Annotated in this window: 11 protein-coding genes; 3 read left to right on the top strand and 8 right to left on the bottom strand. The window is 60.6% G+C overall.

Going from position 1 to position 13,687, the window contains the following annotated elements:
• Positions 1-89: 89 nt before the first annotated feature.
• From rpoD to rpsU, 3 genes are all read right to left on the bottom strand, one after another.
• The gene (gene rpoD / locus I8746_RS24620; RefSeq protein ID WP_014755125.1) at positions 90-1,940 is read right to left on the bottom strand and encodes an RNA polymerase sigma factor RpoD; all 1,851 of its coding nucleotides are present in this window, start codon (positions 1,938-1,940) and stop codon (positions 90-92) included.
• Positions 1,941-2,007: 67 nt separating this feature from the next.
• Positions 2,008-3,990: a DNA primase gene (gene dnaG / locus I8746_RS24615; RefSeq protein WP_014755126.1), complete on the bottom strand. Its 1,983-nt coding sequence runs from the start codon at positions 3,988-3,990 to the stop codon at positions 2,008-2,010.
• Between the two features lie 303 nt (positions 3,991-4,293).
• Complete coding sequence (gene rpsU, locus I8746_RS24610; protein WP_003255575.1) at positions 4,294-4,509, bottom strand: 30S ribosomal protein S21; 216 nt, start codon at positions 4,507-4,509, stop codon at positions 4,294-4,296.
• Between the two features lie 204 nt (positions 4,510-4,713).
• On the opposite strand from rpsU, the gene tsaD reads away from it, so the two are divergent.
• Entirely contained in the window at positions 4,714-5,739 is a 1,026-nt protein-coding gene (gene tsaD / locus I8746_RS24605) for a tRNA (adenosine(37)-N6)-threonylcarbamoyltransferase complex transferase subunit TsaD (protein ID WP_011953302.1), read from the top strand.
• Positions 5,740-5,756: 17 nt separating this feature from the next.
• Here the strand turns inward: tsaD and plsY are convergent, their stop codons facing one another.
• Positions 5,757-6,326, bottom strand: coding sequence for a glycerol-3-phosphate 1-O-acyltransferase PlsY (gene plsY / locus I8746_RS24600; RefSeq protein ID WP_004576187.1), 570 nt, complete (start codon positions 6,324-6,326; stop codon positions 5,757-5,759).
• A 74-nt stretch (positions 6,327-6,400) separates the two neighbouring features.
• On the opposite strand from plsY, the gene folB reads away from it, so the two are divergent.
• Positions 6,401-6,757: a dihydroneopterin aldolase gene (folB, locus tag I8746_RS24595; protein WP_004576188.1), complete on the top strand. Its 357-nt coding sequence runs from the start codon at positions 6,401-6,403 to the stop codon at positions 6,755-6,757.
• A complete protein-coding gene (folK, locus tag I8746_RS24590) occupies positions 6,748-7,257 on the top strand; it encodes a 2-amino-4-hydroxy-6-hydroxymethyldihydropteridine diphosphokinase (protein ID WP_003255569.1) in 510 nt (169 codons plus the stop codon). The genes folB and folK overlap by 10 nt, the downstream gene beginning before the upstream one ends.
• Before the next feature lie 221 nt (positions 7,258-7,478).
• Here folK and I8746_RS24585 read toward each other — a convergent pair whose 3' ends face one another.
• From I8746_RS24585 to I8746_RS24570, 4 genes are all read right to left on the bottom strand, one after another.
• On the bottom strand, positions 7,479-8,585 hold the full coding sequence (locus tag I8746_RS24585; protein ID WP_014755127.1) for a multifunctional CCA addition/repair protein: 1,107 nt from the start codon (positions 8,583-8,585) through the stop codon (positions 7,479-7,481).
• A gap of 55 nt (positions 8,586-8,640) precedes the next feature.
• The gene (locus I8746_RS24580) at positions 8,641-10,209 is read right to left on the bottom strand and encodes a SpoVR family protein (protein WP_003255566.1); all 1,569 of its coding nucleotides are present in this window, start codon (positions 10,207-10,209) and stop codon (positions 8,641-8,643) included.
• Positions 10,206-11,477, bottom strand: a complete 1,272-nt coding sequence (locus I8746_RS24575; RefSeq protein WP_003255564.1) for a YeaH/YhbH family protein — start codon at positions 11,475-11,477, stop codon at positions 10,206-10,208. The genes I8746_RS24580 and I8746_RS24575 overlap by 4 nt, the downstream gene beginning before the upstream one ends.
• A 155-nt stretch (positions 11,478-11,632) precedes the next feature.
• Complete coding sequence (locus I8746_RS24570; protein WP_003255563.1) at positions 11,633-13,555, bottom strand: PrkA family serine protein kinase; 1,923 nt, start codon at positions 13,553-13,555, stop codon at positions 11,633-11,635.
• Positions 13,556-13,687 lie beyond the last annotated feature (132 nt).

Here is a 13,687-nt window from a genome sequence, read left to right as displayed (position 1 = left end):
ACGGGCATTGCTGCAGGTGTGCAACGGAAGGCGGGCTTTATGTCTCGGGCCACTAAAGAAAAACCCCGGCCTGGGCCGGGGTTTTGTCATCACTCGTCGAGGAAGGAGCGCAGGTGCTCGCTGCGAGTCGGGTGGCGTAGCTTGCGCAACGCCTTCGCTTCGATCTGACGGATCCGCTCACGCGTTACGTCAAACTGCTTGCCCACCTCTTCGAGGGTGTGGTCGGTGTTCATGTCGATACCGAAACGCATGCGCAGCACCTTGGCTTCACGTGCGGTCAGGCCCGAGAGCACGTCACGGGTGGCTTCCTTGAGGCTTTCGACCGTGGCTACGTCGATCGGGGACTGCATGGTCGAGTCCTCGATGAAGTCGCCCAGGTGCGAATCTTCGTCGTCACCGATCGGGGTTTCCATGGAGATCGGCTCTTTGGCGATCTTCAGTACCTTGCGGATTTTGTCCTCAGGCATTTCCATGCGCTCGCCCAGCTCTTCCGGAGTCGGTTCGCGACCCATTTCCTGCAGCATCTGGCGGGAAATACGGTTGAGCTTGTTGATCGTCTCGATCATGTGCACCGGAATCCGGATGGTGCGTGCCTGGTCGGCGATCGAACGGGTGATCGCCTGACGGATCCACCAGGTGGCATAGGTCGAGAACTTGTAGCCGCGACGGTATTCGAACTTGTCCACCGCTTTCATCAGGCCGATGTTGCCTTCCTGGATCAGGTCGAGGAACTGCAGGCCACGGTTGGTGTACTTCTTGGCGATGGAAATCACCAGACGCAGGTTCGCCTCGACCATTTCTTTCTTGGCGCGGCGGGCCTTGGCTTCACCGATCGACATGCGACGGTTGATTTCCTTGATCTCGGCAACGGTCAGGCCGGTTTCGATCTCAAGGTCGATCAGCTTCTGTTGGCAAGCGACGATGGCAGCGTTCTTTTCACCCAGGGCGGCAGCCCACTTGGTGTTGCGCTTGGCCAGGTCACCGCTCCAGGTCTGGTCGGTTTCGTTGCTTGGGAACATGCGCAGGAAGTCGGCTCGCGGCATGCGGGCGTCACGTACGCAGAGCTGCATGATGGCGCGTTCTTGCTGCCGCAGACGGTTCAGGGCATCACGTACACGCTCGACCAGTACCTCGAACTGCTTCGGTACCAGCTTGATCGGCATGAACAGGTCAGCCAGGGCCTGCAGGGCCTCGATGCTTTCCTTGTGGTTACGACCATTTTTCTTCAGGACCTTGGAGGTCGCCTGAAGCTGATCGGATACCGCACCGAAGCGTTGGGCTGCGACTACCGGGTCCGGGCCGCTCTCGGCCTCTTCCTCGTCGTCACCGCTTTCGGATTCTTCTTCGTCGTCGTCGGACTCTTCCTTCGCCGCAGCGGCCTTGGCGCCTGGGATCGGCACTTCTTCGGTTGGCGCGGCAATGTTGTCGTCAGGGTCGATGTAACCGCTGAGAACGTCCGACAGGCGGCCACCCTCGGTGGTGACGCGATCATATTCGCCGAGAATGTAGTCGACAGTGCCCGGGAAGTGGGCGATAGCGCCCATGACTTCACGAATGCCTTCCTCGATACGCTTGGCGATTTCGATCTCGCCTTCGCGGGTCAGCAGCTCGACAGTACCCATTTCGCGCATATACATGCGCACCGGGTCGGTCGTGCGGCCGATATCGGTTTCAACTGCCGCCAATGCAGCAGCGGCTTCTTCGGCCGCGGCTTCATCGGTGTCGGCTTCCGCCAACAGAAGGGCATCCGCATCCGGAGCACTCTCGAATACGTTGATCCCCATGTCGTTGATCATGCGGATGATGTCTTCCACCTGTTCCGGATCTGAAATATCCTCAGGCAGGTGGTCGTTGACCTCCGCGTAAGTCAGGTAGCCCTGCTCACGACCGCGGGTGATCAACTCTTTGATACGAGACTGCTGTTGCGCTTTTCCGGACATAACACCCTATCCACTGAAGGTCTTGGCGGGCAAAAAACAAGCCGAGGATTATACCCGAGCATGGGCCTCACGCGCCAGATGAGGTCGGCGTTTGTGCGGGAACATTTCGGCTCAGCAGGGCGAGGAGCTGGGTTTTTTCCTCGCTGGTCAATTCGCTTTGACGTGATTTCCTGAGCAGTTGTTCCAGGCTGCGCTCGCGTTGGCGGGCGGACAAGCTAGTTATAGTGTCGAAAAACTGTTGTTCAAGGTTGTCGGCCACGATAAGCCATTCCTTTTCCGCCAGGGCTCGCAGCAGGCGGCCCTGTTCGGTGCCATGCCAACGTGCGATCAACTGCATTGAGCTTAGCCCAGGATTTTTCTGCGCGGCTTCGATCAGCGCCACCAGCAGCTGGCTGTACAGGTGTTCTTCGTCGGCGAAGTGGCTGGCATCCTCCACCTTGCCTGCCAGCAGTGGGTGGTGCAGCAGGGTGCGCAGCGCGGCCAGGGTGGGCGGCTCGACCGGTGCTGGCACGCGGGGAGGTGCTTCGTCGCGTTGCTGCCAGGGCTTGCCGCTCTTGCGGTTCTTGTCCCAGGGTTTGTCACTCCACGGCTTCTTGCTACCACCCTTGTTGGGCTTCCATGCCTGCTCCTGATGAACGGGGGCATAGTCGTGCTGTGGCATGTCGCCGTAGTCGGGGGTGTAGCTGGCCATGGCGTCGTAGTCGTAGCCAGGGTCGTAGTCCGGCATGCTGCTGGTCGCCGGCGCTTGTTGCGCCAGCTGCTCGACCTGCTGCGGGTCGAGGCCGGTGATTTCCTTCAGGCGGTTGCGCATCAGCTGACGCAGGTTGGCGCCGGGGATCTTTTCGATCAACGGTGCGGCCAAGGTCGCCATATGCGCCTTGCCTTCCAGTGAGCGCGGGTCGGCTTCGACGCCAAGTTGCTCGAAGAAGTAGTCGGCCAGCGGTTGGGCGTGCTGGTTGATACGGGCCATGAAGGCGTCGGTACCTTCGGCACGCACCAGGCTGTCCGGGTCTTCGCCTTCGGGCAGGAACAGGAAGCGCGCGCGACGGCCGTCCTGCAGGTTCGACAATGTCGATTCCAGTGCGCGCCAGGCCGCCTTGCGCCCAGCCTGGTCGCCGTCAAAACAGAACAGCACGCTGGGCACCACGCGGAACAGGCGCTTGAGGTGCTCTTCGCTGGTGGCGGTGCCAAGGGTGGCCACGGCATTGCGCAGACCTTGCTGGGCCAGGGCAATGACGTCCATGTAGCCCTCGACGACGATGATCTCTTCGAGGTTGCGGTTGTGCTTGCGCGCCTCGTACAGCCCGTACAGCTCCTGTCCCTTGTGGAACACCGGGGTTTCCGGGGAGTTCAGGTACTTGGGCTTGTCGTCGCCGAGCACCCGGCCACCGAAGGCGATGATGCGCCCGCGGCTGTCACGTATCGGGAACATCACCCGGTCGCGGAAGCGGTCGTAGCGCTTGCCGCTCTCGGCGTTCTCGATCAGCAGGCCGGCATCGATCATCACCTTCTGCTGCAGGGTGTCGGCACCCAGGTGCTTGAGCAGGTTGTCCCAGCCGGGCGGGGCAAAGCCCAGGCCGAAGTCGCGGGCAATTTCCCCGGACAGGCCGCGGCCCTTGAGGTAGTCCACCGCTGCCTTGCGTGACGGGTGGCTGCGCAGGGCCTGGCGGTAAAACTCCGAGGCGGCGTCCAGTAGCGGGTACAGTGGCGAGTCAGTGGGCTGGCGCGGCTTCTGGTCACGGCGGCCTTGCTCGCGGGGGACTTCCATGCCAGCGGCGCGTGCCAGTTCCTCGACGGCCTGGGGGAAGTCCAGGTTGTCGTGGTCCATGACAAAGCCCAAGGCGTTGCCTCCGGCGCCACAGCCGAAGCAGTAGTAGAACTGCTTGTCTGGGCTGACCGTGAAGGACGGGGTTTTTTCTTTGTGGAACGGGCAGCATGCCGAGTAGTTCTTGCCGGTTTTTTTCAGCTGGACGCGCGAACTCACCACGTCGACGATGTCGAGGCGGTTGATCAGGTCGTCAATGAAACTCTGGGGAATCAGCCCGGCCATGGCAGTCTCGTTATCTGGCAACTGGCAAGTCTAATCGCTCACGCGCCGAAGGGGCGAGTGCTGCTTGGGGAAGTGCGAGGGAATGTGTGCTCGTCGCCAGCCCCTAAGGGCTCGTCAGTCGGACGTGCACGCCTGGTCATACAGCAAGGAGGACCAGCTCTGACGTTTCAGGCAGGTTGCCCATGATGCAGTTCGCATGAAGCTTGTGCAGGGCCTTGAGCTAGCTGCTCAAGTTTGAAACGACCACTGCCATCGCCCGGGGGTTAGCCGGGCAGGGCAGAAGCTTTGCGTTGAACGTCTGTATTAGTACAGACGAACGGCGCGGCGCTGTTCGCGCTGAACTTTCTTGGCGTGACGCTTAACAGCAGCAGCTGCTTTGCGCTTACGCTCTGCGGTCGGCTTCTCGTAAAACTCGCGGCTACGAACTTCAGCCAGTACACCGGCTTTTTCGCAGGAGCGCTTGAAACGACGCAGAGCTACGTCGAAGGGTTCGTTCTCTTTAACTTTGACGGCTGGCATCCAGGGCTACCTTAATTCATTACCGGGGTAGACGTGCTCCTGGCAAAACAAAGGTGTGCTGGAGAACGTCGGTTTTCAAGGGTTGCGGATGTTAACCCTTAGCAAGCCGGAATGCAAAGCCTCTGATCGAAAACCGCTGGTCGGCACCCGACACGGGGACTATCATGCGCGGCTTCGAATTCAGCCCCCACAAGGGACGAGCCCATGCTAGTACTGGGATTGGAAACATCCTGCGACGAAACCGGCGTCGCATTATACGACAGTGAACGCGGTTTGTTGGCCGACGCACTGTTCAGCCAGATCGACCTGCACCGCGTCTTCGGCGGCGTGGTGCCCGAGCTTGCCTCGCGTGATCACGTCAAGCGAATGCTGCCGCTCATCCGCCAGGTGCTGGACGAGGCAGGCTGCGTTGCCACCGAAATCGACGCCATCGCCTACACCGCGGGCCCCGGCCTGGTCGGCGCCTTGCTGGTGGGCGCTTCCTGCGCCCAGGCGCTGGCCTTTGCCTGGGACATCCCGGCGATCGGTGTGCACCACATGGAGGGTCACCTGCTGGCGCCCATGCTGGAAGAAAACCCGCCAGCGTTTCCGTTCGTCGCTTTGTTGGTTTCCGGTGGCCATACCCAGCTGGTTCGGGTCGATGGCATCGGTCAGTACGAACTGTTGGGTGAGAGCCTGGACGATGCTGCCGGTGAAGCGTTCGACAAGACTGCCAAGCTGATCGGCCTCAATTACCCAGGCGGTCCGGAAATTGCGCGTCTGGCCGAACAAGGTGTGGCCGGGCGCTTCGTCTTCCCGCGGCCAATGACCGATCGGCCAGGCCTGGAATTCAGCTTCAGTGGCCTCAAGACCTTCGCCCTGAACACTTGGCAGCAATGCAAGAATGCTGGCGACGACAGTGAGCAAACCCGTTGCGACCTGTCCCTGGCATTCCAGCAGGCGGTGGTGGAGACTTTGACCATCAAGTGCAAGCGGGCGCTCAAGCAGACCGGCCTCAAGCGGCTGGTCATCGCGGGTGGCGTGAGTGCCAACAAGGCCCTGCGCGCGTCCCTGGAGGACATGCTCGGTAGCATCAAGGGCAACGTGTACTACGCGCGCCCGCAATTCTGTACCGACAATGGTGCGATGATCGCCTACGCCGGTTGCCAACGCCTGCTGGCCGGGCAGCAGCAAGACCTGGCGATCAGCGTGCAGGCACGCTGGCCGATGGAACAGTTGCCGCCGCTGTAAGGCAGCGCGTCGAAGGTTCAGAAGTGCCGTTCGCGCCCTGCAAACAAGTCGCGCAGGTTGTTGCGGTGGCGCCACACGATCATCACAGTCAGTACGCTGATCGGCAGCAGGGCTTCGGGCTCGCGCCAGGCCAGCAATGGCAAGGTGAGTGGCGTGGCAATCAGTGCGGCCAGTGAGCTGGTACGCGTGAGGTAGAAGGTCAGCAGCCAGGCGCCGATGGCCAGCAGCGCGGCCGGGAAATACAGGCCCATGAGCATGCCGGCAGCCGTCGCCACGCCCTTGCCGCCCTTGAAACGGAAGTACAGGGGGAACAGGTGGCCCAGCACCGCGCATATGCCCACCCAGGCCTGCGCGTGCAGGTCCAGCCCGGCAACGCGGGCGAGCAATACCGGCAAAAGGCCCTTGCACAGGTCGCCAAGCAGGGTCAGGATCGCCAGTTTACGGCCTGCCAGGCGTAGCATGTTGGTGGCGCCGGCATTGCCTGAGCCGCTGGAACGCGGGTCCGGGCTGCCCGAGAGGCGGCTGAGAACAATGGCGAAGGACAGCGAGCCGAGCAGGTAGGCGAGCAACGCCAGTAACCAAAACATGCTAACTATTCCGGGCGAGGACGCCCTGATTCTAACGGCGCCAGTCGCCCTTGTCGTGCTGTGGAGAGAAGTGCTTGGACAGAGTGTTCATCGAAGGCCTGGAAGTCGATACCGTTATCGGTGCCTATGACTGGGAGCGGGATATTCGCCAGTGCTTGCGCCTGGACCTGAGCTTTGCCTGGGACAACCGCCCGGCCGCCGCCGGAGACGACCTGAACCTGGCGCTGGATTACGCCAGTGTGTCGGCGCGCATCCAGGCGTTTGCCGAACAGGCCCGTTTCGAGCTGGTTGAAACATTTGCCGAGCGCCTGGTGGCCACCCTGATGGACGAGTTCCACATCCCTTGGGTGCGCTTGAAGCTGACCAAGCCGGGCGCGGTGCCGGCGGCCCGTGGTGGTGTAGGCGTGGAGATCGAGCGCGGATGTCTTTGAGCACGGTTTACCTGGGCCTGGGCAGCAATATCGACCGTGAGGCGCATTTGTGCGCCGGGCTCGATGCGTTGGCTGGCATCCTGACCGACATGCGCTGTTCGCCGGCATTCGAAAGCCAGGCGGTGGGCATCAAGAGCGGGCCGTTCATCAACTTCGTGGTGACCGGGCAAACCGCGTTGCCGTTGATCGAGCTGGACCGCCGGCTGAAGTTCATCGAGGCCGACAATGGCCGCTATGCCCCGGACCGCAAAGGGTTGCCGCTGGATATCGACGTGCTGATGTATGACGATTTGCACGGTACCTTCGATGGGCTGGTATTGCCCCGTGCCGAGATCCTGAAGAACGCTTTTGTGCTGTGGCCGCTGTCGTTGCTGGCACCCGACCTGGTGCATCCGGGGGTGGGCAAGCGCATGGCGCAGCTGTGGCAGGAAGCGCAGATCGATCAGGTGCTGGCCCCGGTCGCCTTTGAGTGGCGCGGGTTGCAGTTGACGCCCGCTTAAGCCTGTATCTACAACGGGCTGAGCCCAACCTCTGATGTGTGCCCCCTGTAGGAGCGGGTTTACCCGCGAATACGGTGGCGGCTGCGACGGTGAACCGCGGGTGGAAATTGGCCAGCAGGTCTGGCCCTTTCGCGGGTAAACCCGCTCCTACAACGGGCTGTGCCCAACCCTCGATGTGTGCCCCTGTAGGGGCGGGTTTACCCGCGAAGAGGCCGGCAGGTCTAACCGCGCTGGTAAGCTTCGAGCGCTTTGAGCCGTTCACCTTTGAGTGCTTCGCCCAGCGCCTGACCCGTCAGCCCGGCTTGCACCAACGGCTTCACATCCACCGCTCGCGCCGCCGCTGCTGCGCCTCGCAGGTAATCGGCCTGTGGGTAACCCTGCTCGCCATCGCCCCGCCCCGCCATCTCGCAAACGACCAAAAAATCCTCAAATCGCTGCGGCCGTCGGTAAACATCGAACTTCTGCAACAGCTCCAGCAGTGCCGTGGCAGGCAGTTCGAGCGCCTGATTGCCCTGCGCCAGGCATTCCCCTGTCAGCATGGCCAGTTCCTGGCACTCACGCGGTGCCTTCAGGCGCTGGTTGACGGCTTTGATCGATGTCGGTGCCAACCCCCGCAACAGGCAGGCCCAGCGCACGTGCAGCGGTTGTTCTTGCACCGCTGCCTGCTCTAGCGCCGCCAATGTCCGGGAGCTGTCATCGAGCTCTGGCAGCAGCTCCTGCAGGGCCCCGCACGCGCTCAGCACCTTGAAGAACACCTGCGGTTGCACTTCCATCAGCGCGCGCTCGATTTCCTTCCAGCTGCGCTCGGCAGTGAGTGCCTGCAGTTCGCCCGAGGCGCTGATCTGGCGCATCAGCGCCAAGGTTTCATCGGCAACCCGGAACCCCAGTGGTGCGTAACGGGCAGCAAAGCGTGCAACACGCAGCACGCGCAAAGGATCTTCGGCGAATGCCGGGGAAACATGGCGTAGCAGGCGTTGATCCAGATCGTTCCTGCCTTGGTAGGGGTCGTAGACCGTGCCCGCCTCATCCTCGGCCATCGCATTGATGGTGAGGTCGCGACGGATCAGGTCCTCTTCCAGGGTTACGTCGGGGCTGGCGTGAAAGGTGAACCCGCCGTAGCCTCGCCCACTCTTGCGCTCGGTGCGCGCCAGGGCGTATTCCTCGCCGGTTTTCGGGTGCAGGAACACCGGGAAATCGGCACCCACCGGCCGGTAGCCCTTGGCGAGCATTTCTTCGACGGTGGCGCCCACCACCAGCCAGTCGATATCGCTGACAGGGCGGCCGAGCAGGCGGTCGCGCACGGCGCCGCCAACTTTGTAGATGTGCATGTGCAGCTCTCCATAACTGCCGACAGGATAACCCGTCGGCGGTCATGGGGTTGCATCAGAGGTGGTGGATAACGGCCAGGTCCATGCGACCGTAATCGGCGCTTTCGCTATGCTCGCCGCGCGGCGGCATGTGGTGAGTACTCATCACTTGCTCGCCTTGCACGGTCTCCAGGTGGATATCGAAGCCCCACAGGCGATGCAGGTGCTTGAGCACTTCGTCGGTCGAGTCGCCCAGCGGTTTGCGATTGTGTTGCTGGTGTCGCAGGGTCAGCGAGCGGTCTCCGCGGCGGTCGACGCTCCAGATCTGTACGTTCGGTTCACGGTTGCCCAGGTTGTACTGCGCTGCCAGCTGCTCCCGAATCACCCGGTAGCCGGCCTCATCATGGATGGCGGGCACCAGCAGGTCGTCGCGCTGGTCGTCATCGAGGATGCTGAACAGCTTGAGGTCGCGCATCACCTTGGGCGACAGGTACTGCAGGATGAAGCTCTCGTCCTTGAAGCTGCTCATGGCGAACTTGATGGTAGAAAGCCAGTCACTGCCGGCAATGTCGGGGAACCAGTGGCGATCTTCCTCGGTGGGGTTTTCGCACATGCGGCGGATGTCGGTGTACATCGCAAAGCCCAGCGCATAGGGGTTGATGCCGCTGTAGTACGGGCTGTCGAAGCCGGGCTGGAACACCACGCTGGTGTGCGACTGCAAGAACTCCATCATGAAGCCTTCGGTAATCAGCCCCTCGTCGTACAGGTCGTTCATCAGGGTGTAGTGCCAGAAGGTTGCCCAGCCTTCGTTCATCACCTGGGTCTGGCGCTGCGGGTAGAAGTACTGGGCGATCTTGCGCACGATGCGCACTACTTCACGCTGCCAGGGTTCAAGCAGCGGGGCGTTCTTCTCGATGAAATACAGGATGTTTTCCTGCGGTTCGGCGGGGAAGCGCCCCTCATCGCGGTCGTTGCCCTTTTCGGCGTTTTTCGGAATTGTTCGCCAAAGGTCGTTGATCTGACGCTGAAGGTGCTCTTCGCGCTCCTGTTGCCGGCGCCGCTCTTCTTCGGCAGAAATAGGGTAAGGCCGCTTGTAGCGGTCGACACCGTAGTTCATCAGGGCATGGCAGGAGTCGATCAAGTCCTCCACAGCATCGATACCGTGGCGCTCTTCGCACTGGGCGATGTACTGCTTGGCGAACACCAGATAGTCGATGATCGAACTGGCGTCAGTCCAGGTACGGAACAGGTAATTGCCTTTGAAAAAACTGTTATGGCCGTAGCACGCGTGCGCAATCACCAGTGCCTGCATGCACATGGTGTTTTCTTCCATCAGGTAGGCGATACAAGGGTCGGAGTTGATCACGATCTCGTAGGCCAGGCCCATCTGGCCGCGGCTGTAGGACTTTTCCGTACTGAGGAACTGCTTGCCGTAGGACCAGTGGTGGTAGCCCAGCGGCATGCCGACCGAGGCGTAGGCGTCCATCATCTGTTCGGCAGTGATGACCTCGATCTGGTTGGGGTAGGTGTCCAGGGCGTAACGCTCGGCCAAGCGGCTGATTTCCCGGTCGTAGGTCTGGATCAGCTCGAACGTCCACTCGGACCCAGTGGAAATGGGTTGGCGTCTCTGTGCTCTGGCGGTCATGTGGCTAACCTGCGCTGGAAGAGTTCACGGAAGACCGGGTAGATATCGCCGGCCGATACCAACTGCTGCTGGGCGAACGTGTCGGGGAAAGCATCTCCGATACGCTCGTATTCATACCACAGCGCCTGGTGTTCACGGGGGGTGATCTCAACGTAAGTGTAGTACTGCACATGCGGCATGATCTGTTTGGAGAGGATGTCGCGGCAGATGGGCGAGTCGTCGTTCCAGTTGTCGCCATCAGAAGCCTGCGCGGCATAGATGTTCCAGTCGCTGGCCGGGTAACGCTCGGCCATGATCTCCTGCATCAGCTTGAGGGCACTGGAGACGATGGTGCCGCCGGTTTCCCGCGAGTAGAAGAACTCTTCTTCATCGACTTCCCGGGCACTGGTGTGGTGGCGAATGAACACGACTTCGATGCGCTCGTAGTTACGCTTGAGGAACAGGTACAGCAGGATGAAGAAGCGCTTTGCGATGTCCTTGGTGGCCTGGGTCATCGAGCCGGACACGTCCATCAGGCAGAACATCACTGCCTTCGAGCTGGGGTTGGGTTGCTTGACCAGCAGGTTGTACTTGAGGTCGAAGGTGTCGAGGAAGGGCAGGCGGTTGATACGTGCCTTCAGGCGCTCGATTTCCTGTTCGACTTCCTGGATATCGGTGAAATTGTCTGGCTCTTCGACCCGCAGGCGATCGAGTTCCTTTTGTGCTTCGCGCAGCAGGGCGCGGCTGCTGCCGGTCAGGGCGATACGCCGGGCATGGGCCGAGCGCAGGGTGCGCACGATGTTGATGCGTGACGGGTTGCCTTCGTTGGCGATGCCGGCGCGAACAGTCTTGAAGGTATCGGCGCCCGTCAGGTGACGTTTGACCAGGTTGGGTAGCTCAAGGTCTTCGAACATGAATTCGAGAAATTCTTCCTGGGTGATCTGGAAGACGAACTCGTCCATCCCCTCGCCGGAATTGCCGGCCTTGCCACGACCGCCACCGCCTCCACCGCCTTGCGGCCGTGGGATGTGTTCACCGGCAGTGAACTCTTTGTTGCCAGGATGCACGATGGTCTGTTTGCCCCCGCGACCATGATGCAAGACGGGTTCGTCGATGTCGCGCCCGGGAATACTGATCTGCTCGCCGTGTTCCATATCCATGATGGAACGGCGGCTCACCGCCTCTTCGACGGCCTTCTTGATGTGTTCGCGGTACCGCCGCAGGAAGCGCTGGCGGTTGACCGTGCTCTTGTTCTTGCCGTTCAGGCGTCGGTCTATAACGTAGCTCATGGTCCCTCCGGTGACTGGATGCAGCTGCAACCCACAAGCTGCAAGCCACAAGCTTCAAGCTGCAAGAAAGAGCAGCCACCGCCGCTGCAAGCTGTGACGCGGGCAGCAATGCCAACGCCAGGCAGCTTGCAGCTTGCGGCTCGTAGCTTGCCGCTTTATTGCGATTTCCTGACCCGCAGGTACCATTCCGACAGCAGGCGCACCTGTTTGTCGGTATAGCCACGCTCCACCATCCGGGTGACGAAGTCGTTGTGTTTCTTCTGGTCCTCTTTGCTGGCCTTGGCGTTGAAGCTGATGACCGGCAGCAGGTCTTCGGTGTTGGAGAACATTTTCTTCTCGATCACGACCCGCAGCTTTTCATAACTCAGCCAGCTTGGATTCTTGCCATTGTTGTTAGCGCGTGCGCGCAGTACGAAGTTGACGATCTCGTTGCGGAAGTCTTTCGGGTTACTGATGCCAGCCGGTTTCTCGATCTTTTCCAGTTCCTCGTTGAGCGCAATGCGGTTGAGAATTTCGCCGGTTTCCGGGTCGCGGTATTCCTGATCCTGGATCCAGAAGTCTGCATACAACACGTAGCGGTCGAAGATGTTCTGGCCGTATTCGCTGTAGGACTCCAGGTAGGCGGTCTGGATTTCCTTGCCGATAAACTCGATGTAGCGCGGTGCCAGGTATTCCTTCAGGTAGCGCAGATAGCGTTCGCGCACTTCAGCCGGGAACTGTTCCTGTTCGATCTGCTGTTCGAGGACATACAGCAGGTGCACCGGGTTGGCGGCAATTTCGTGTGGGTCGAAGTTGAACACCTTGGACAGGATCTTGAAGGCGAAGCGCGTCGACAGGCCGTTCATGCCTTCGTCGACACCCGCAGAGTCCCGGTATTCCTGGATCGACTTGGCCTTTGGATCGGTATCCTTGAGGTTTTCCCCGTCGTAAACGCGCATCTTGGAATAGATATTGGAGTTCTCTGGTTCCTTCAGGCGGGAAAGCACCGTGAACTGAGCCAGCATCTTGAGCGTATCGGGTGCACAGTGGGCCTTGGACAGCGAGCTGTTGACCAGCAGTTTGTCGTAGATCTTTATTTCATCGCTGACCCGCAGGCAGTACGGCACCTTGACGATATAGATCCTGTCGATGAACGCTTCGTTGTTCTTGTTGTTACGGAAGGTGTGCCACTCCGATTCGTTGGAGTGCGCCAGCAGAATCCCGGTATAGGGAATCGCCCCAAGGCCTTCAGTACTGTTGTAGTTGCCTTCCTGGGTGGCGGTGAGCAAGGGGTGCAGGACCTTGATCGGCGCCTTGAACATTTCGACGAATTCCATCAGGCCCTGGTTGGCCCGGCACAGCGCGCCCGAGTAGCTATAAGCATCGGCGTCGTTCTGTGGGTATTCCTCAAGTTTGCGGATATCGACCTTGCCGACCAGGGCCGAGATGTCCTGGTTGTTTTCATCGCCGGGTTCGGTCTTGGCAATGGCGATCTGGTTAAGAATCGACGGGTACAGCTTCACCACCTTGAACTTGGAGATGTCCCCGCCAAACTCCTGCAGGCGCTTGGTGGCCCAAGGCGACATGATGGTATTGAGGTAGCGCCGTGGGATGCCGAACTCTTCCTCGAGAATGGCCCCATCTTCGGTGGCATTGAACAAGCCCAAAGGTGACTCGAATACCGGCGAGCCCTTGATCGCGTAGAACGGCACCTTTTCCATCAGCTGCTTGAGTTTTTCCGCCAGCGAGGACTTGCCGCCGCCTACCGGGCCCAGCAGATAGAGGATCTGTTTCTTCTCTTCCAGGCCTTGGGCGGCGTGGCGGAAGTACGACACGATCTGGTCGATGCACTCTTCCATGCCATGGAAGTCGGCAAAGGCCGGATAGCGGCGAATAACCTTGTTGGAGAAGATGCGCGACAGCCTGGAGTTGGTAGAGGTGTCGATCAGCTCTGGCTCACCGATGGCCAGCAACAGCCGTTCGGCCGCCGATGCGTAGGCACTGCGATCCTCTTTGCACAGCTCGAGGTACTCCTGCAGCGAGAGTTCTTCCTGGCGCGTAGACTCGAAACGTTGTTGGAAGTGGCTAAAAATACTCATGACGTCACCTCGCTCGATACGTGGAGACGACGCCGGATCAGTCAGCTGATGCTGGCATGCAACCGGGTTGGCCGATTGCTGTATACCCCCCAGAACACCCTGTAACGCTACCGATGACCCGCACGCCGGTGT

The sequence above is a fragment of the Pseudomonas sp. USTB-Z genome (assembly GCF_019691255.1).
Taxonomy (GTDB): domain Bacteria; phylum Pseudomonadota; class Gammaproteobacteria; order Pseudomonadales; family Pseudomonadaceae; genus Aquipseudomonas; species Aquipseudomonas alloputida.
This window is presented reverse-complemented; position numbering and strand designations above follow the sequence as displayed.